At 66.8% G+C, this 17030-nt stretch carries 20 protein-coding genes; 6 read left to right on the forward strand and 14 right to left on the reverse strand.

What is annotated here, in order from left to right:
* Window positions 1–69: 69 nt before the first annotated feature.
* The 6 genes from Q8S30_RS00265 to phnC all read right to left on the reverse strand — a co-directional run bounded on the left by Q8S30_RS00265 (window position 70) and on the right by phnC (window position 5109).
* Window positions 70–681 (reverse strand): DapH/DapD/GlmU-related protein, encoded by a 612-nt coding sequence (locus Q8S30_RS00265; RefSeq protein ID WP_305664043.1) that lies wholly within the window; start codon window positions 679–681, stop codon window positions 70–72.
* 14 nt (window positions 682–695) lie between these two features.
* The gene (locus Q8S30_RS00270; protein WP_305664044.1) at window positions 696–1514 is read right to left on the reverse strand and encodes a transglutaminase-like domain-containing protein; all 819 of its coding nucleotides are present in this window, start codon (window positions 1512–1514) and stop codon (window positions 696–698) included.
* On the reverse strand, window positions 1511–2377 hold the full coding sequence (gene phnE, locus Q8S30_RS00275; protein WP_305664045.1) for a phosphonate ABC transporter, permease protein PhnE: 867 nt from the start codon (window positions 2375–2377) through the stop codon (window positions 1511–1513). The genes Q8S30_RS00270 and phnE (Q8S30_RS00275) overlap by 4 nt, the downstream gene beginning before the upstream one ends.
* Window positions 2374–3276, reverse strand: a complete 903-nt coding sequence (gene phnE, locus Q8S30_RS00280) for a phosphonate ABC transporter, permease protein PhnE (RefSeq protein WP_305664046.1) — start codon at window positions 3274–3276, stop codon at window positions 2374–2376. Before phnE (Q8S30_RS00280) ends, phnE (Q8S30_RS00275) begins: the two co-directional genes overlap by 4 nt.
* A gap of 63 nt (window positions 3277–3339) precedes the next feature.
* Entirely contained in the window at window positions 3340–4242 is a 903-nt protein-coding gene (gene phnD, locus Q8S30_RS00285; RefSeq protein WP_305664047.1) for a phosphonate ABC transporter substrate-binding protein, read from the reverse strand.
* A gap of 51 nt (window positions 4243–4293) precedes the next feature.
* Window positions 4294–5109 carry a phosphonate ABC transporter ATP-binding protein gene (phnC, locus tag Q8S30_RS00290; protein ID WP_305664048.1) on the reverse strand — a complete coding sequence of 272 codons (816 nt, stop codon included), beginning with the start codon at window positions 5107–5109 and terminating at the stop codon, window positions 4294–4296.
* Window positions 5110–5496: 387 nt separating this feature from the next.
* Here phnC and Q8S30_RS00295 point away from each other — a divergent pair, with 387 nt between their 5' ends.
* Genes Q8S30_RS00295 through Q8S30_RS00320 form a run of 6 tightly spaced genes read left to right on the forward strand, consistent with a single transcriptional unit; the run spans window position 5497 to window position 10600 of the window.
* Window positions 5497–6369: a phosphate/phosphite/phosphonate ABC transporter substrate-binding protein gene (locus Q8S30_RS00295; protein ID WP_305664049.1), complete on the forward strand. Its 873-nt coding sequence runs from the start codon at window positions 5497–5499 to the stop codon at window positions 6367–6369.
* A 3-nt stretch (window positions 6370–6372) separates the two neighbouring features.
* Entirely contained in the window at window positions 6373–7152 is a 780-nt protein-coding gene (locus tag Q8S30_RS00300) for a phosphonate ABC transporter ATP-binding protein (RefSeq protein ID WP_305664050.1), read from the forward strand.
* A complete protein-coding gene (phnE, locus tag Q8S30_RS00305; protein WP_305664051.1) occupies window positions 7145–7945 on the forward strand; it encodes a phosphonate ABC transporter, permease protein PhnE in 801 nt (266 codons plus the stop codon). The genes Q8S30_RS00300 and phnE (Q8S30_RS00305) overlap by 8 nt, the downstream gene beginning before the upstream one ends.
* Window positions 7942–8598: a class I SAM-dependent methyltransferase gene (locus tag Q8S30_RS00310; protein WP_305664052.1), complete on the forward strand. Its 657-nt coding sequence runs from the start codon at window positions 7942–7944 to the stop codon at window positions 8596–8598. Before phnE (Q8S30_RS00305) ends, Q8S30_RS00310 begins: the two co-directional genes overlap by 4 nt.
* Complete coding sequence (locus Q8S30_RS00315) at window positions 8598–9812, forward strand: alpha-D-ribose 1-methylphosphonate 5-triphosphate diphosphatase (RefSeq protein ID WP_305664053.1); 1215 nt, start codon at window positions 8598–8600, stop codon at window positions 9810–9812. The genes Q8S30_RS00310 and Q8S30_RS00315 overlap by 1 nt, the downstream gene beginning before the upstream one ends.
* A gap of 2 nt (window positions 9813–9814) precedes the next feature.
* Window positions 9815–10600 carry a class I SAM-dependent methyltransferase gene (locus tag Q8S30_RS00320; protein ID WP_305664054.1) on the forward strand — a complete coding sequence of 262 codons (786 nt, stop codon included), beginning with the start codon at window positions 9815–9817 and terminating at the stop codon, window positions 10598–10600.
* A 31-nt stretch (window positions 10601–10631) separates the two neighbouring features.
* Here the strand turns inward: Q8S30_RS00320 and Q8S30_RS00325 are convergent, their stop codons facing one another.
* Genes Q8S30_RS00325 through phnF form a run of 8 tightly spaced genes read right to left on the reverse strand, consistent with a single transcriptional unit; the run spans window position 10632 to window position 17029 of the window.
* On the reverse strand, window positions 10632–11801 hold the full coding sequence (locus Q8S30_RS00325; RefSeq protein ID WP_305664055.1) for an alpha-D-ribose 1-methylphosphonate 5-triphosphate diphosphatase: 1170 nt from the start codon (window positions 11799–11801) through the stop codon (window positions 10632–10634).
* On the reverse strand, window positions 11788–12495 hold the full coding sequence (locus tag Q8S30_RS00330) for a phosphonate C-P lyase system protein PhnL (protein WP_305664056.1): 708 nt from the start codon (window positions 12493–12495) through the stop codon (window positions 11788–11790). Before Q8S30_RS00330 ends, Q8S30_RS00325 begins: the two co-directional genes overlap by 14 nt.
* 7 nt (window positions 12496–12502) lie before the next feature.
* Window positions 12503–13306: an ATP-binding cassette domain-containing protein gene (locus Q8S30_RS00335; RefSeq protein ID WP_305664057.1), complete on the reverse strand. Its 804-nt coding sequence runs from the start codon at window positions 13304–13306 to the stop codon at window positions 12503–12505.
* On the reverse strand, window positions 13303–14217 hold the full coding sequence (locus Q8S30_RS00340) for an alpha-D-ribose 1-methylphosphonate 5-phosphate C-P-lyase PhnJ (protein ID WP_305664058.1): 915 nt from the start codon (window positions 14215–14217) through the stop codon (window positions 13303–13305). Before Q8S30_RS00340 ends, Q8S30_RS00335 begins: the two co-directional genes overlap by 4 nt.
* Complete coding sequence (locus Q8S30_RS00345; RefSeq protein WP_305664059.1) at window positions 14214–15293, reverse strand: carbon-phosphorus lyase complex subunit PhnI; 1080 nt, start codon at window positions 15291–15293, stop codon at window positions 14214–14216. The genes Q8S30_RS00340 and Q8S30_RS00345 overlap by 4 nt, the downstream gene beginning before the upstream one ends.
* A complete protein-coding gene (gene phnH, locus Q8S30_RS00350) occupies window positions 15293–15844 on the reverse strand; it encodes a phosphonate C-P lyase system protein PhnH (RefSeq protein ID WP_305664060.1) in 552 nt (183 codons plus the stop codon). The genes Q8S30_RS00345 and phnH overlap by 1 nt, the downstream gene beginning before the upstream one ends.
* A complete protein-coding gene (gene phnG / locus Q8S30_RS00355) occupies window positions 15844–16287 on the reverse strand; it encodes a phosphonate C-P lyase system protein PhnG (protein ID WP_305664061.1) in 444 nt (147 codons plus the stop codon). Before phnG ends, phnH begins: the two co-directional genes overlap by 1 nt.
* On the reverse strand, window positions 16280–17029 hold the full coding sequence (phnF, locus tag Q8S30_RS00360; protein WP_305664062.1) for a phosphonate metabolism transcriptional regulator PhnF: 750 nt from the start codon (window positions 17027–17029) through the stop codon (window positions 16280–16282). Before phnF ends, phnG begins: the two co-directional genes overlap by 8 nt.
* Window position 17030: the final 1 nt, after the last annotated feature.

Genomic DNA, 17030 nt, shown 5'->3' on the forward strand with positions numbered 1-17030 from the left:
GCCGGGTCGGCACGCCCCCCCTAGCCTCCCGCTCACATGATGGCACCGGCGAGCGCCCGGCGCCGCCCATCAACTGCGGTACTTCTCGATGAACGCGTCGATAGGCAGGGCGCGGATGTCTGGCAACACGCTGCGCAACCGGTCATGCGGCCAATCCCACCAGGCGATCCCCAGCAGGGCTTCGGCCTGCGCTTCCGGGAAGCGACGCTTGATCTGCCGGGCGGGAACGCCGCCGACGATGGTGTAGGGCGCCACATCCTTGGAGACCACCGCCCCCGCACCGATCACCGCGCCGGTGCCGATGCTCACCCCCGCCAGCACGGTCACGCCATGCCCGATCCACACATCATGCCCGATGGTGACCCAGTGATCGCGCCGCCACTGGAAAAACGCCGCATCATCCTCGCCGAGCCCGTATTGCGCGGCGCGATAGGTGAAATGGTGCTGGCTGGCGCGCCACGTCGCATGATTGCCGGGGTTGATCCGCGCGCCTTCAGCGATGGAGCAGAACTTGCCGATGGTCGACCAGACCACATTGCCGCCCTTCACGATGTAGGAGTAATCGCTAAACGAGGACTCGCGCATCGAGACATGGGCTTGGATCTCGGTCCACTTTCCCAGCTCGCAATCGACCACGCTGGCGGTTTCGTGGACAGTGGGCGCTTCAGTCAGCATCTTCATGGGGTGGGTCCGGGTTACAGGGCGGGCAAGAGGTGGCGGATGCGCTTTTGGGCAAAGCGTTCGGGCAGGCCGTCCCGCATCACCACCGGCTCGGACAGAAGCTTCAGCTCTGCCACCCCGAGTTCGGGCAGCGAAAGGCCCATGGAATGGCCGACCGGCACGCGAAAGCCGCCCCTCGGGTTCAGCGCCGGACCAACATCACGCCGGCCGATCCGCAGGAAATGCGAGATGTCCCATTCCTGCGCCGCCCCACCGATCCGGGTGACCACCCAGCAATGCCCGCCCGCGCTGGTGCCGTCCTCACGGAAATAGATCCCCACGACATAGCCCGCCTCGATCCCGGCGGCCCGGAAGCTGGCGAGCAGATAGGTGTGGATGTCGACGCAAGAGCCTTCGGTCAGCCCGCAGCCCAGATGCGGGACGTGATCGAACCCGTCGTTGAACCTTGCCTCGGGATGGGCATAGGTGAATTTCTCGGCCACGCCGCGCGCCAGCCGGATCGCCCGGTCCAGCGCATCGCCCTGCCCCGCAAGCTGCCGCGCCTCATCGACCAACGCCTCGGCCGCGCGGGTGAAGCGCGAGGGGGCGGGATGGAAGATCGCTTCGGGATAGGCGGCGGGCTGGCCGGAGAAGCCATAGCAGAAGGCCACCTCGGCGGCCTCTGGCGTCACAAGCAGCACCTCTTGCCCGGTCGTCGCCTCGGTCAGACGGCGCACCGATCCGCCGGTTATGGTGCAGCCCGTGCTGGCCGATGCGGGTGATGACAGGCCGGCAGGCGCAAGGATCGGCCCCTCATTGCCCGCCACATTGATTTCGACGGCGTAGCCGGTCACCGTGCGCCCTCCCATGTTCCGATGAAGCGGGCGCGGATCAGGCCCGAGAGCCAGTCGATCAGGTAGACCATGGCGATGATCAGGAAGATGATCGACCAGGCCTCGTCCCAGCGATAGGCGCCGATGCGGTCGGCCAGCAGGAAGCCGATGCCCCCTGCCCCAACGATGCCGAGGATGGTGCCCGAACGGACGTTGGATTCGAAGTTGTAGAGCGTGACGGACAGCAGCACCGGCAGCACCTGCGGCAGCACCGCGAAGCGGATGGACTGCAGGCGGCTGCCGCCCGAGGCGACCACCCCGTCCACCGGCTTGTTCGAGGCGTTCTCGATGGCTTCGGCATAAAGCTTTGCCAGCACGCCGATCTCGCCCACCGCGATGGCCAGCACTCCGGCCAGCGGGCCAAGGCCGAAGGCGCGGATGAAGATCAGCGCCAGGATCAGCGTCTCGAAAGAGCGGATGACGTCGAAGCCGCGCCGCACACCGAAGCGCAGGACCGGCAGGCGGTTGATGGTCTTGGCCCCGAGGAAGGACAGCGGGAAGGCGAAGACCGCGCCCAGAAGCGTGCCGAGGAAGGCCATCGACAGGGTTTCGCCAAGCCCTTTCAGGATTTCAGAGAACTCGCGCCATTCGGTCCAGACATGGGGCGGGAACATGAAGGACAGCACCCGGCCAAGCCGACCAAGACCTTCCCAGATGCGGATCGGGGAGAAGCCGAAGTCATAGAGGCACCAGGCGATCAGCAGCGAAAAACCGGTCCAGAGCGCGGCGCGGCGCAGGCGCACCGGCAGCGGCGCGCGAAAGGCCAGCGGGTGTTCGGCGCGGGCCCGCGCGATCTCGGCGGCGGAAATCGGTTCGGTTGTCATGCGGTGGCTCCCAGCCCGATGACGCGATGGCGCAGGGCTTCCGAGGTGCGGTCGATCACGATCACCGTCACCAGGATAATGATGAACAGCGCCGAGAGGTTGGTATATTCCTGATAGGACATGGCGGTGCGGAACTCGCGCCCCAGCCCGCCCGCGCCGACATAGCCGATGATCGAGGACGAGCGGACGTTGATCTCGAAGCGCAGCAGCGTGTAGCTGAGGATATTGGGCAGCACCTGCGGCACCGCGCCATAGCGCATCTGGTCGAACCAGGACCCGCCAGAGGCCTTGACCCCGTCCAGCGGCCGCATGTCAATATTCTCATTCGCCTCGGAGTAGAGCTTGCCAAGTGCGCCCATCGTGTGCAGCCCGATGGCCAGAACCCCCGCCAGCGGCCCGACGCCGAAGCAGAACACGAAGATCAGCGCCCAGACCAGATCCGGCACGGTCCGCGCAATTTCCAATACGCGGCGCGACAGCCAGAGCACCCAGCCGCTCGGGGAAAGGTTGCGCGCGGCAGGGAAGGACAAGGCAAACCCGCCCACCACGCCGAACACCGTGGCCATGAAGGCGATCAGCACGGTTTCCAGCAGCAGAGTGGCCCAGATCTGCCAGCGTCCGAACCAGACTGCGATATCGCCGGGCAGGGTAGACCAGTTCAGGTCGGGGATGGTCTTGGACAGGTATTCGCCAAGGCGCGGCAGGCCGGCGCCGATGACCCAGCGTTCGGCGCGAGTGCCATCGGCCTGTGTCACCTGGGTGACCTTGAAGAAGTTCGAGGCCTCGGCGGTCAGTAGGAACAGCACGACCAGCACCAGCGTCACGGCGGCAAAAGTCAGGCGCGCGCGCCTGCGCTGCTGCGCGAAATCGCGTTCAAAGGCCAGGATGGCTGTGGTCATGAGGAATGTCCCGACAAGGTGCGGGCGGGCCTTGGGGCCCGCCCGTAGCAGTTGAACCGGAGATCAGCCCTGGCGGTTGGCCTTGAACCAGTCGCGCATGTCGATGATCCACTGATAGCGGTCATGGTTCACTTCGGCATAGCCCTGCTGGGTGGAGTCATCGCCGCCGGTCATTTCCTTGAACGCCTCGGGCGCTGCGGTCGGCGCGGCAAGCAGCGCGGCCTTCATGTCATCCAGCAGACCCTGCGGCAGGTTGGCGCGCGCGGTGAAGGGGCCCGAGGTGATTTCCGGCGACGTCCAGATGATGCAGGCCTCGCCTTCCTTGATCATGCCCTTGGTTTCCATCCGCTGCGGGATGCCGTTCTGCTCGTTGTTGATATAGGTGGCGGCCGCATCGAACTGGCCGTTGACCACGCCGACAACGCCCGCCTCGTGGCTGCCCGAGAACGGGATGGCGGCGAAGAACTCTTCGGGCTGATAGCCCTCTTGCACCAGGTTGTAATAGGGCACGTTGTAGCCAGAGGTGCTGTCGGGATCGGCGAAGGCCAGCGTCTTGCCCTTCAGGTCATCGACCGAGGTCAGGCCCGAGTCGCAGCGCACCACGATCACGCTGTAATAGCCGGTCGAACCGTCATTCTGCAGCGAGGTCAGCAGCGGGATCACGCCACCTTCGGTTTCGGTATAGGCGGCGGCATAGGCCGAGGAGCCGAGGAACGAGAACTCGATCTGGTCGGCGGCCAGCGCCTGGATCACGCCGTCATAGTTGCCAGCGGTGAAGATCTCGACGTCCACACCCAGGGCCTTTTCCAGATACTCCTGGAACGGGGTGTAGCGGGAAATCCGGTCGGATTCGTTCTCGCCCGACAGGACGCCGAAGCGGACGATGCGGTAGTCGGTTTTCCAGTCCTGCGCGATGGCGGGCAGCGCGATCAGGGCGGCAAGGGCGGTCGTGGCAAGCAAGCGCATGGGAAGGCTCCGGTTTACAGGTGAAAAGCGGGAAAGGATCAGGCAGAGAGGTCAGGCAGACTGCCGCGCGCGGGCGGGCAGGGCGGCGGTCGAGGTGACGGCTTCGTTGAACTCGGTCAGCCCCTCGCTGCCGTAGATGTCGCGCACCACGTCATCGGTGAGCTGCCTTGCGGTGCCGTCGAACATCACCCGGCCGGCGCGCATGGCGATGATGCGGTCGCAATAGGCGCGGGCGGTGTCGAGCGTGTGCAGGTTCACCAGAACGGTGATGCCGTCATCGCGGTTGATGCTGCGCAGCGCCTCCATCACCCGGGTGGCATTGCCGGGGTCGAGGCTGGCGATGGGTTCGTCGGCCAGCATGATGCGGGGGTTCTGCACCAGCGCGCGGGCAATCGCCACGCGTTGCTGCTGCCCGCCCGACAGGGTGCCGGCGCGCTGCAGGGCCTGCGGCGCAAGCTCCAGCCGGTCGAGCGCGCGGATGGCGATGGCCCGTTCGGCATCGGTGAACTGCATCGCCATCGAGCTGACGAAGCCATGATCCGCCAGACGACCCACCAGAACGTTGGTCAGCACGTCGAGCCGCTCGACCAGATTGAACTGCTGGAAGATCATCGCGCAGTCGCGCCGCCAGTGCCGCAGGGCACGGCCGCGCAGCGCCGTTACATCGGTGCCGCCAAAGGTGATCTGCCCCTCTGTCGGGTCGATCAGGCGGTTGATGAGGCGGAGCAGGGTGGACTTCCCGGCACCTGACCGGCCGATCACGCCCACGAACTGGCCTGGGCGTATATCAAGAGTAACGGCATCCACCGCGCGGGTGGATCCGAAGCTGCGGCCAAGGCCGGAGAGGGAAAGGGTGTGCTGTTCCATGCCGGCGGTTTTGGATGGAACGTGCGACGTGGCAGCATCATCCGAATGAATGTTGCGCACCGCTTTCTTGACGGATTTGTGACGATCCAGCCGGAAAATCCAGCGTTTTCAAGGGCCTTTTACCAAACACCTGTTTTTCCGCCGGGCCAGCCGCCGATACTGCGCCAACTTGTCCCACGGAAAACAATACCTCAGCCGTGCCCCCCGGTATCCGCCCACCAATCTCTCATGCTTTCAGGCACTTGCCAGATCGCCGAAGCAGGCTGCCCGCTCGATGCGTCATCAATCCGTCACATCACTGCGATGCGAAATTCACGGAGCAGTCCAATAGGCGTCACCCGGCACCGGTAGAAATCATCCGAACCAATTCTCACCGGAGTGACTGACATGACGCTGAAGTCCCTGATGCTGGGCACCGCCCTTGCCATGCTTGGTGTTACCGCCGTCTCTGCCGAGACCTGGAATATCGCCGTGACCGATGTGGAAGGTCTGGAGCGGCTTCAGGCCGAATGGGGCCCGTTCAAGGCCGCTCTCGATGCTGCGACCGGCCATACGTTCGAGTTCTTCCCCGTCTCCTCGCGCTCTGCCGCGGCAGAGGCGCTGCGCGGCGAGACGGTGGATTTCGTGGTCACCGGCCCGGCCGAATACATCATCATCAACACGCTGACCAAGGCCACGCCGCTGATCGGCTTTGGCCGCCCCGACTACCGCTGTGCCATCATCGTGCGCGCCGATGCGGGCATCGACAGCATGGACGACCTGAAGGGCAAGAAGGTGGCCTTCGGCGATATCGGCTCCACCTCGAACATGCTGTGCCCGATGCAGCTGATGGCCGATTACGGCGTCGATCCGGTGACCGAGATCGACAAGGTCCATACCTCGACCAACATCGCGCATGAGGCGCTGAAGGGCGGCGACGTGGCCGCCATCGGCATCAACGAAGGCAGCTGGATCAACGGCGCCCGCGGCAAGGACACGTCGGTCCCCTACGGCTTCTTCAAGGTGCTGGCGCGGTCGGGCGATCTGCCGAACGACATGCTGCTGGTCGGCGCACATGTGCCCGCCGAGGTTCAGGCGCTGGTGCGCGACAGCATCATCGAGAATAAGGACCAGATCATCGCCGCGATCACCGAGCATGAAGAGAACGACAAATATGTCGGCATGGACCTGGTGACGATCGAGGACGCCTCCTACAATCGCGTCCGCTCGATGTACACCACCGCGGGCTATCCTCAGTTCGACACCTTCCTGGGTGAATGAGCGATGCCACTTGACCACCCGGCCACACATCTGACCGGGACGGTCACCGATCTGCAGGCGACGGGCCTTGCCAAAAGCTTCGGCAAGGCCCGCCCGGTGTTCGAGGGGCTGGAGTTCCGCATCCGGCGCGGCGAATGCGTGGCGCTGGTGGGGGCCAACGGCACCGGCAAATCGACGTTGCTGCGTTGCTGTCTGGGCCTGATCACGCCCGACAGCGGCCGGGTGTCGCTGCTGGATCAGGACATGGTCACGATCAAGGGGCCCGCGCGCCGTGCGCTGCGGGCCCGCACCGGCCTGGTGGGGCAAAAGCACAACCTGGTGCCCCGCCTGTCGGTGCTGTCCAACGTGATCCACGGCCTGCTTGGCCGGCATTCGGGGCCGCGCTACTGGGTGCAGGGGCTAGCCCCCGCCGCGGCGCGGACGGCGGCGTTCGCCGCGCTGGACAAGGTGGGGCTGGCCGATCTCGCCCTGCGCCGCGCCGACCAGCTGTCGGGCGGGCAAAGCCAGCGGGTGGCGATTGCCCGGGCGCTGGTGGGCAATCCGCGCTTTCTGGTCGCGGATGAGCCCTGTGCCTCGCTCGACCCGCAGGCGGGCGAAGAGGTGATGGCGCTGTTCATCTCGCTGGTAAAGCGCGAGGGCGTCACCGTGCTGTTCACCTCGCACAATGTTCAGCACGCGCTGAGCTATGGCGACAGGATCCTGGGCCTGCAGGGCGGCAGGATCGCAATCGATGCACGCGCCCGAGACGTGTCGGCGCAGGATATGGCGAGGCTCTATGTCTGATCGCTCCCTTCCCATGCGCTTCGCGCGGCCGGGCGCCGGCGGCTTTCTGGGCTACCTCGCGGTCGTTCTGATCATCCTGTGGTCGCTGGAGGGGGCGGGTTGGTCGGCCGACCGGCTGATCTCTTCACCGCCGAAACTTGCCGATTTCTTTGATCGGGCCTGGCCGCCCTCGACCCACAACCTTGACCGGCTGGCCTGGAAGATGGTCGAGACGCTGCAGATCGCCATTGCCGGGGCCGCCATCGGCATCGTGCTGTCGGTGCCGGTGGCATTGCTGGCGGCGCGGGGGGTGCTGGTCGGGCGCGGGGTCAGCCTGGCCGTGCGCACCATCCTTGGCTTCATCCGCGCCGTCCCGGATCTGGCCTGGGCGCTGGTCTTCGTGGTGGCGGTGGGCCTTGGCCCCTTTGCCGGGATGCTGGCCATCGTGGTCGACACCATCGGCTATTGCGGCCGCTTCTTCGCTGATGACATGGAAAACACCGACCCAGGCCCGGCCGAGGCGTTGACAGCCACCGGCGCGCGGCGGCTCGACATTGCCGCCTGCGCCACCATCCCCGCCGCGCTGCCGGCCTTTGTTTCCACCTCGCTGTTCGGGCTGGAAAAGGCGGTGCGCTCCTCGACCATCCTTGGCCTCGTCGGCGCAGGTGGCATCGGGATCGAGCTGAAGGTGGGGTTTGACCTTTTCGACTATCCTACGGCCATGACCGTGATCTTGATGATCGCGGTGGTGGTGATCGGGGTGGAACAGATCGGCGCCATGCTGCGCGCCGCCATCATGGGACAGGCACGATGAAGACCGATACCGCACATGAGTTCTGGGGCGAGGAATGGGCGCGGGCCGATGGCACCACGAAATGGGAGCAGCCCGAGGCCGAGGTGATGACCTTCGCAGAAACCCTGCCTGAGGGTGCGCGGGTTCTGGATCTGGGCGCCGGCGTCGGGCGGCATGCGCTGGCGCTGGCGCGGCAGGGCTTTGCCGTAGCCGCGCTGGATGCCGCGCCTGAGGGGATTGCCGAGATCAACCGCATTGCCGCCGCCGAAGGCCTGACCGTCGATGCCCGCATCGGCATGATGACCGACCTGCCCTTTGCCGATGGCACCTTCGACCATGTGCTGTCGTGGAACGTGATCTATCATGGCGACGAGGAGGTGCTGCGCACCGCGATTGCCGAGATTGCCCGCGTGCTGAAGCCCGGCGGCACCTTCCTTGGCACCATGCTGTCCGCCCGCCGGATCCCGGTGGAGCTGGCCAAGGCCCCCGGCCGCGAAATCTCGCGCAACACCTGGGTGTTCGAGGGGCCGGGCGACAAGGTTCACCCGCATTACTTCTGCACCGGCCGCGACCTGCTGGAGCTGTTCTCCGCCTTCGAGGTGTTCCGGCTGGAAGACCGCGAGCACGAAACCCCCGGCTCGTGGCACTGGCATCTGGTGCTGGAGCGGCTGTGATGCAGCCTTTCGTGATCGAAGGGGCCTCGGTGATCCTGCCGGACCGGGTGGCGCAGGTCGCCATCCGGGTCGAGGGCGGGGTGATTGCGGCCCTTGACGGCCCGCGCGATGGGGCGCGGGTCATCGACGGGGGCGGGATGATCCTTGCCCCCGCGATGGTCGATATCCACGGCGACGCCTTTGAACGGCAGCTGATGCCCCGCCCCGGGGTGATGATCCCGGTCGAGGCCGCGCTGCTGGAAACCGACCGGCAACTGGCGGCCAACGGCATTGCCACCGCCTATCATGCCCTGACGCTCAGCTGGGAACCGGGCCTCCGCTCGGTCGGCACCGGGCGCGCGGTGGTGGAGGCGCTTGCCGCCCTTGCCCCCCGCCTGACTGTCGAGAACCGCGTGCAACTGCGGTGGGAGACGTTCTGTTTCGAGGCCCTGCCGCTGATCGACACAGCCCTGAACGGTCCCTTTCTGCCCGCGTTGGCCTTCAACGACCACATGACGATGGGCGTGCTGCACCCCTCGGTTCCGATCCAGAACCGGCCCTTTGACCATGACCCCGCCTTTCCGGTGGTGGACATGGACAGCCCGGGTTTCGCCGCCAAGATGGCGCCTCGCGCCAAACGGTCCGGCATGGCGGTGGCCGACTTCATCGCCCTGATGCGGACAGTCTGGATGCGCCGCGCCGAGGTTCCGTCCACAATCGCCGAAGCCGGGGCCAGGGCGCGGGCCAAAGGCGCCCCGATGCTCAGCCATGATGACAGCCAGCCCGAGACGCGAACTTTCTACCGCGACCACGGCGCCCGGATCTCGGAGTTTCCGATGAACCTCACAGTGGCCAAAGCGGCGCGTGAGGCAGGCGACCGGATCGTGTTCGGCGCCCCAAACGCGGCGCGCGGGGGCAGCCATCTTGGCTCGCCGGGGGCGGCCGACATGGTCGCGGCAGGGCTTTGCGACATTCTGGCCTCCGATTACTATTACCCCGCAATGCTGTCGGCGGTGGCGCGCCTGCAGGCGGACGGGGTCGGCACGCTGGCCGACCTGTGGAAGCTGGTTGCGGCGAATCCTGCCGATGCGCTCGGCCTGCAGGATCGGGGCGAAATCGCCTTGGGCAAACGCGCGGACCTTGTGCTTCTGGACTGGCCCGACGGGCATCCGCCCGTGGTGCGCAGCTGCTTTGTCAAAGGCCGTGCCGCCTATGGCGCGGTCGCGGCGGGGTAGCCATGCGGGATGCAGAGGATCGCTTTGACGGGTTGGCCGAGCAGTATGAGATGCATCGCCCCGGCTATCCGCTCGAGGCGTTCCGCGCCCTGACACGCGACATCCGCTGCTGTACGCGCATTGCCGTGGACGTTGGCGCCGGGCCGGGCAATTCCACCCTGTCGCTGCGCGAAGCCATCGGCCCCGGCTGGTCCATCGTGGCGATAGAACCGGGCCGCGACATGCGGCGCGTGCTGGCACGCCGGTTCTCGGCAGCGCCAGAGGTGCAGGTCTCCGATGCGACAGCCGAGGAGATGCATCTGCCATCGGGCTTTGCCTCGCTTGTGGTGGCCTGTACGGCCTTTCACTGGCTGGACGCGCCCCGTTTCTTTGCCGAGGCAGAGCGCATTCTGGCCCCCGGGGGCGTGCTGGGGCTGATCCGCAATCGGCGCAAACCCTCACCCGTGGTGCAGGCCTTTGACCGCTATATCGAGGAACAATCGGGCGGGATCAGCGACATTGCGCTGCGCGAGGCCCGCAAGGAACCCGTGATCCGCGATCTGGCGCAGGTGCCGGGTTTCATGGCTGCCCGGTCCTGCACCTATGCTTGGGAAAGTCATCTGACCGCGCGGGGGCTGATCGACCTGTATCTGACCCGCTCCACCCTCTGGGCCGTGGTGCGCCGGATCGGGCTGACCCGCGTGATGGCCGATCTGAACGCGATCTGCGCCGCCCAGAAACTTGGCGACACGCCGCAGCGGATCGAATGGGAAACCACCGCAAAATGGGCCCGCAAGCGAAGCGCCTGACAGATACGGGCGCCGGGCAGCTGACAGGCGGCTACGCCGCCCGCGCCAGCATGACCGATCCGTCGGAATAGATCTTGCGGCCGCCGCGCAGGGTGGCGCGGACATGGCCGATGCCGCTGTCATCGGCGATCAGCAGATCGGCCAGCATCCCCGGGGCGATCGCCCCGCGGTCCATCAGCCCCAGCGCCCGCGCCGGGTTCAGCGTGGCCAGCCGCGTTGACCCTGCAAGCCCGTGCGGGTCTGCCTTGGCCAGTTCCAGAACCGCCGGCAGCAGCGCCGAGGGGTGGTAGTCCGAGGCCATGATGTCCAGCAGCCCCGCGCCATGCGCGTCCCGTGCCGACAGGTTGCCCGAGTAGGACATGCCGCGCAGCGCATTGGGCGCGCCCATCGCAGTCGCCAGCCCCCGCGCCCGCGCCTCGGTCGCGGCCTCCACCGTCACCGGAAACTCGCTGATCCCGGCGCCAAGCGCCTGCATCAGCGCCACCTTCTCCACCGTGTCATCGTCATGGCTGGCCAGCGCCACGCCATGCGCGCGGCAGGTGGCGGAAATCGCGCGCAGGGTCGCGGCCATGTCACCTGCGGTGGACTGTTTCTCGGCGATCCGCCGGGTGATTTCGCCCTCGGCTTCAGCCTGGGTCAGGCCTTTGTCGCGGGCGATCCGCGCGACATGCGCCTCCAGATCCCGGTATTGGCCCTGCCCAGGCGTGTGGTCGGTCAAAGAAACCAGATCGACGGCGCCTTCGGCGATCAGCCCCGCGACCACCCGCAGCGCATCGGGAAAGGTGATCTCGAACCTTGCATGGACCTTGTGATCCACCTTGAGCACATCGCCCATCGCTTTCAGCGCCCGGATGATGGCCGAGGTATTGTCGAAATGCCGGATATGGCCATAGGCCGAACCGGGATGAAAACTGACAGCAGCATAGGCCGTCGTGACCCCCGCGGCTGCCAGCCGCCGGTCCAGATCACGCAGGCCCAGTTCCATCGGCATCCGCACATTCGGGCGCGGCTCCACCTCGCGCTCGACCATGTCGCCATGCATGTCGACGAAGCCGGGCATCAGCAGCAGGCCTTCGCCCGTCATCGCGGCACCCGGCATCGGGGTGTGCGCGATTTCGGCAATCCGCCCCGCCTCGATGCGGACAGAGCCGCGCTCGATCACCGCACCCGGGGTGACAACGCGAAAATCAGACAGCCACATCTTCGGGCACCTCTTGTGCGGTCAGTTCAATCTCGCGGTCGATCAGCCCGGCCACGTCTCCGGGATGGTGGAACACCCCGATCATCGCCACGCCCGCCGCCTTCAGGTCGGCCAGCCGCCGGATCAGTGCCGCCCGCGCGCCCGCGTCCAGCGAGGCGGTGGGCTCGTCCAGCAGCAGCAGCCGCTGCGGCAGGATCAGCGCGCGGGCGAGGTTGACCTTCTGCTGCTCGCCGCCCGAGAAGGTGGTGGGATAGGCCCGCCACAGGTCGCGCTTCACGCCGAACTCGGCCAGCCAGCGCCGGGCTTCCTCGGTCGCCTCAGCGGCAGGGATACCCGCCCGGCGCAGCGGTTCGGCCACGATATCTTCGGCCGCGACGCGGGGCCGGGCGATCAGGAACTGGGTGACAAAGCCGATCTCGCGCCGCCGCAGCAGGGCGATGTCCACATCCGCCGCCACCGCAAGGTCGATCCGCCCCTCGGTGGTGTGATACCACATATGCCCGGCGCGCGGCAGATAGCTGCGGTAGAGCGTGCGCAGCAGCGTGGATTTCCCCACCCCATTGGGCCCGCGCAGCAACAGGAACTCACCCGCGTGCAGGGTGAAGTTGATGCCGTCGAAGGCGTGCAGCCGCTGGCCCAGATGGTGCATCTGGAAATGCTTGGCCAGGTTCTCGACTTGAAGAACAGGGATCATGGCAACCTCACAGTTTCGCATGGACGAGTTGCTGGGTGTAGTCGTGCTGCGGGTCCTGGAAGATCTGGTCCGCCAACCCCTGTTCGACCACGCGGCCGCGGCGCATCACCATCACCCGGTCGGCCATGGTGCGGATGACGCCCAGGTCGTGGGACACGATCACCATCGTGATCGCCCGGTCGCGTTGCAGCCGCTTCAGCGTATCCAGCACCAGCGCCTGCACCGAGACATCAAGCCCGGTGGTTGGCTCGTCCAGCAGCAGCAGTGCCGGTTCCAGCGCAATCGCCTTGGCCAGCTGCACCCGCTGCTGCATCCCGCCCGACAGCTCGATCGGGCGCGCATCCATCCGCTCCAGCGGGAATTCCGAGGCGTTCAGCGCCTCACGGGCGCGGCCGCGCAGGGCGGCAAAGCTGCGCTCGCCAGCGATCAGCAGCCGCTCGGCGACATTGCCGCTGGAGCTGTTCTTCATCAGAAGGCCCAGATGCGGGTTCTGGTAGACGATGCCGATACGGGTGGCGCAGAGCATACGGCGCGCGAAACGGTCAAGCTCGAACAGGTTGCCGGGCAGGCCCGGCAGCGCAAGGCGATAGTCGCCCGCATCCGGCGTATCCTCGAGGTTCATCATCCGCAGCAGGGTGGATTTGCCCGACCCACTTTCGCCAACGATCCCCAGCACCTCGCCGGGATAGACCATGGCGGACACGTCATCGAGCGCCACCACATCGCTATAGCGGCGCGACACGCCGGTCATCGTCAGCAAGGGCGGCGTGGTCATCAGTTGCGGGGCGCGCAAGGCAAGGGCAGCGGTCATCGCGGCATCTTTCCGTTTTCGTACCAGGTGGCGCCCAGGGCCACATCCTCGCCATCGCGCCGGCGGATCGCCTTGATGCCAAGATGGCTGTCCGACAGCTCGAACACCGATCCGCCGCCGTCTTGCGGGATTTCGTTCATGAAGTAGCCAGCGACGCCCGAGCGGTGGCAGGTCAGCGCGGCATGATCCTCGACCTTGTAGGGCACGTCTGAAAACACCAGCGGTTCCACCCGCGTGAAGGGCGGCACCGCGTAGAGCCGCTTTTCGCGCCCTGCCGACAGGAAGGTCAGGTGCTGCGCCATATGCAGCTTGGGCAGATCCCAGCGGGGGATGGGTGAGGGCGTCATCACATGCCGCCCGTTGACCAGCGCCGGATAGGACGCGCCCTGCATGATCCGGCCCGAGCGCACGATCTGCTCATACAGGATCAGCCACAGCCGCCCGTAATCGGCATCGGCATGCATCTGCCGGGCGACCGACATGTTCGGCTCCACCGGCCGCAAGGGTTCGGGGTTGGGCACCTGCAGCACCAGAACCTGATCGGCGCGCAGCCGTTCCTCGGGGATGCGGTGGCGGCTCTGGATCAGGGTGGCGGCCAGCGTGTCCCAGGTTTCGGCCGCGCCGGACACCTTGGACAGGAACGACCGGATCGAGGCGGCGTTGACGCTGTCATCTGCGCCCTGGTCGATCACCTTCACCACCGAGGATGGCTTCAGCAGTGTCAGCGTCACCTGCAACCCGCCGGTGCCCCAGCCGCGCGCCATCGGCACCTCGCGGCTGGCATAGGGCATCTGGCAGCCGGGCACGGCGATGGCCTTGAGCATCTTGCGGCGCAGCTCGCGCTTGGCCGAGGCGTCGAGAAAGCCATAGGAAAACGCCTGCCACGGCTTTGTCAGGGTGGCGATGGTCATGCTGTGACCTCTTCAGGTTCGGGGGCCTGCTCCGGAATCGGGGCAGCGGCACCGCGGGCCCCGCGCAGGGCGTCGAGCGAGGACTGGAAGGTCACATAGTGGGGCAGCTTGAAGTGGATGCAGAAGCCCGAGGCCTCGACCGGCTCAGTGTGATAAAGGAAGAATTCCTCCTCCACCGGCGATCCCTTGGCCGCGCCGGGGGCGTTCAGGTCCAGCGTGGCGCCCGAGATCACCTTGACCTCGTTCCAGCCAAGCGTCGCGCAGAACCCCAGTTCCAGCAGGCCGGACTTGCCCTTGGCCATGACCTCGGCCTGTGACACCTTCACCCGGCCGGCCGAAAACACCGTCCCGCGCGGATGGCGCACGCGCAGCTCTGCCTCGGCCAGCCGCAGCTCGTTCACCGTGGGGTGGGCATTGCCATAGCCGCGCATCGCGGAATAGCCTAGGGCCAGCATCCCTCCGGTATCGGCGCGGGCAAGACTTTGCAGCGTATGGGCACGCGCGGCGGGAAACAGCAGCGGCTCGCGCGTCAGATCCGGGATGTCGTCGGGCGCGACCTCGGCCCGCGGCGGATCGGCGACCAGCCCCTGCGCCTTCTGCCATGCTGCCAGCGAGGGTTGCCGGGCAGGCGCGGGGGTGGCGGCTGGCTCCACCGGCCGGGGCTCGAACGGGTGGCCCTGCAGCACGCCGGTCGCCAGCAGTCGGTGCGAGTAGTCGAGGCTGGGCCCCAGGATCTGCCCGCCGGGAATGTCCTTGAACGCCGCCGAGATCCGGCGGTGGGTGACCAACTGCTCCTGCTCCACCGGCTCGGCAATGCCAAGGCGCGGCTGCGTCGTGCGCCAGGCGCGCAACAGCAGCACCGCCTCGTAGAGATCGCCGCCCGACTGCGCGAGGGCCAGCGCGGCCAGATCAGGTTCGTATAAGGACGCCTCGCCCATCACCCGGTCGATCAGCATGGGCAGGGTCTGCCGAACGGCCGTGACCCGCGCCGCATCTATCCTGCCCAGTTCCGCACGGTAGAGCCGTTCAGATTGCTCGATGGCTCGCTCGCCGCCCCGGGTTGCCACATAGGCCATCACAGCACCTCGATTGTGGTGGATCGCGGCAGGCCGATCACCCGGCCCTCGCAGATCAGGAACAGATCGAAGCCCGCGGGATAGCGGCAGCGCGCGGCCCGCAGCGGCCAGAGCCCGGGGGCAAGATCACCCAGTTCGATGTCGGTGAACGTCTCGATCCCCGGCCCGGTCAGGCGCAGGCGTTGCCCCGCCCCCAGCCGCGCGCTGGCAATCACTGTTGCCCCCGCGTCGGGATAAAGCGCCGATCCGACCGGCGCCTGCTCCAGCAGGGCCAACCCTTCGGGAGTGTCCAGTGACAGGAACAGGTGATCGGCCCGCGCCGCGGGAACAAGGGCTGCCCCGAACCCCGCACAGATCTCCGCCAGCGCCGGGTCATCGCAGAACACCTGACATTCGCGGTCCAGCAGCGTCTCGGCAAGACCGGCCATGCCGGGGGCGGGAAGCGAGTGGGCCGAGCCGGGGCGCGACAGGGCCAGCATCAGCGCCTCGAAGGTGGCATTGGTGCGGATCTCGAAGGCATCGGGCACGGGAACGGCCGCAAGCTGGGTCATCAGAATGTCTCCATCGAGACGCGCGTGGCCTCGATCTCGCGCAGGCGGGCGGTGTCGGCGGCCGCGATCTCCTGCGCCTCATGCTGCACAAAAGCGCTGATCTCGGCCGTCTGGCCCAAGCTGGCGGCGGCATCGACCACGGCCATCGCCATCGCCCGCTCCAGATCGCGGCCGACGATCATGCCATAGCCCTCGGTGCCAGCCGCGCGGATATGGGCCTCGGCCACCAGTACCTCACCAAGGTGAAAGTCCGTGCCCTGCACCGTGTCGCGCATCGGCAGCATCACTAACCCGGTCCGGCTTTGCACCACCTCGATCGCACCAAGCGCCGGCAGCAGGCGTTCGGCCAATGCGGCCAGCCGCGCCGCATCGGCACGGGCCAGCAGGCCCAGCAGGTCCGCGTGATCAAGGACCGGCTGCACGTCTTTGCGGGTGTCAAACATCAGAAGAGCTTTCCGGAGCGCCTGCACCCTCGTCGAGGCTGTCGAAGGAAAACTGCACCCGGTCCCCGGCCCAGACCGCCTCGGAATAGCCGATGGGCTTGCCCTCTGCGTCCACGTCGGTCTTTTGCAGCACGATGACCGGCTGGTCCGGATGCTGCATCAGAAGGCTGGCTTCCTCGGCATCCGGGCGACGGGCGAACACGATGGTGCGTTTGCGGAAATAGTCGGCAATGCCGTGGCTGCGGTAGATGTCTGTCACCGACTCTCCCGCCTTCCGCCGCGCGGCAAGGTCCGGGAAGCGTTCCGCGCAGTGAAAGGACAGCCCGATATTGATCGGCACCCCGTCCGCAAGACCCCGGCGCAGCAGGCGATACACCGGGGTGCCTTCGGTCAGGCCGAGTGCTGCGGCGATGCGCGCGGGGGCAGGCACGATATCATCGGCAATCTGCTCTCCGGTCGGAAAGACGCCCTGCGCCAGCAGGTTCTGGCGGAACCGGGTGCGCCGCCCGATGTGATAGCTGATCAGCGGGGCGGCCTGAACAAAGGTACCCCGGCCCTGCTCCACCCGCAGCTTGCCCTCTACCGCGAGGGCCGCAACCGCTCGGCGCACCGAATGCCGTCCCGCCTGAAACGACTGGCAAAGTTGCGTTTCCGTCGGCAGTTGTGCCCCGGGCAACAACTGGCCCCCGGCAATATCCGCCGAGATCCGGTCACGGATGATCTTCCAGTTTTCCCGTCCCATT

This window comes from Frigidibacter sp. (assembly GCF_030695035.1).
Lineage (GTDB): Bacteria > Pseudomonadota > Alphaproteobacteria > Rhodobacterales > Rhodobacteraceae > Frigidibacter.

Excerpts from the sequence above, each read along its gene's own strand:
- phnD (WP_305664047.1), bottom strand. The coding sequence starts at position 4,242 with ATGCGCTTGCTTGCCACGACCGCCCTTGCCGCCCTGATCGCGCTGCCC.
- phnH (WP_305664060.1), bottom strand. The coding sequence starts at position 15,844 with ATGACCCAGCTTGCGGCCGTTCCCGTGCCCGATGCCTTCGAGATCCGC.
- phnE (WP_305664045.1), bottom strand. The coding sequence starts at position 2,377 with ATGACAACCGAACCGATTTCCGCCGCCGAGATCGCGCGGGCCCGCGCC.
- Q8S30_RS00330 (WP_305664056.1), bottom strand. The coding sequence starts at position 12,495 with ATGATCCCTGTTCTTCAAGTCGAGAACCTGGCCAAGCATTTCCAGATG.
- Q8S30_RS00310 (WP_305664052.1), top strand. The coding sequence starts at position 7,942 with ATGAAGACCGATACCGCACATGAGTTCTGGGGCGAGGAATGGGCGCGG.
- Q8S30_RS00325 (WP_305664055.1), bottom strand. The coding sequence starts at position 11,801 with ATGTGGCTGTCTGATTTTCGCGTTGTCACCCCGGGTGCGGTGATCGAG.
- phnF (WP_305664062.1), bottom strand. The coding sequence starts at position 17,029 with ATGGGACGGGAAAACTGGAAGATCATCCGTGACCGGATCTCGGCGGAT.
- Q8S30_RS00265 (WP_305664043.1), bottom strand. The coding sequence starts at position 681 with ATGAAGATGCTGACTGAAGCGCCCACTGTCCACGAAACCGCCAGCGTG.
- Q8S30_RS00335 (WP_305664057.1), bottom strand. The coding sequence starts at position 13,306 with ATGACCGCTGCCCTTGCCTTGCGCGCCCCGCAACTGATGACCACGCCG.
- Q8S30_RS00295 (WP_305664049.1), top strand. The coding sequence starts at position 5,497 with ATGACGCTGAAGTCCCTGATGCTGGGCACCGCCCTTGCCATGCTTGGT.
- phnC (WP_305664048.1), bottom strand. The coding sequence starts at position 5,109 with ATGGAACAGCACACCCTTTCCCTCTCCGGCCTTGGCCGCAGCTTCGGA.
- Q8S30_RS00340 (WP_305664058.1), bottom strand. The coding sequence starts at position 14,217 with ATGACCATCGCCACCCTGACAAAGCCGTGGCAGGCGTTTTCCTATGGC.
- phnE (WP_305664051.1), top strand. The coding sequence starts at position 7,145 with ATGTCTGATCGCTCCCTTCCCATGCGCTTCGCGCGGCCGGGCGCCGGC.
- phnG (WP_305664061.1), bottom strand. The coding sequence starts at position 16,287 with ATGTTTGACACCCGCAAAGACGTGCAGCCGGTCCTTGATCACGCGGAC.
- phnE (WP_305664046.1), bottom strand. The coding sequence starts at position 3,276 with ATGACCACAGCCATCCTGGCCTTTGAACGCGATTTCGCGCAGCAGCGC.
- Q8S30_RS00300 (WP_305664050.1), top strand. The coding sequence starts at position 6,373 with ATGCCACTTGACCACCCGGCCACACATCTGACCGGGACGGTCACCGAT.
- Q8S30_RS00315 (WP_305664053.1), top strand. The coding sequence starts at position 8,598 with ATGCAGCCTTTCGTGATCGAAGGGGCCTCGGTGATCCTGCCGGACCGG.
- Q8S30_RS00345 (WP_305664059.1), bottom strand. The coding sequence starts at position 15,293 with ATGGCCTATGTGGCAACCCGGGGCGGCGAGCGAGCCATCGAGCAATCT.
- Q8S30_RS00320 (WP_305664054.1), top strand. The coding sequence starts at position 9,815 with ATGCGGGATGCAGAGGATCGCTTTGACGGGTTGGCCGAGCAGTATGAG.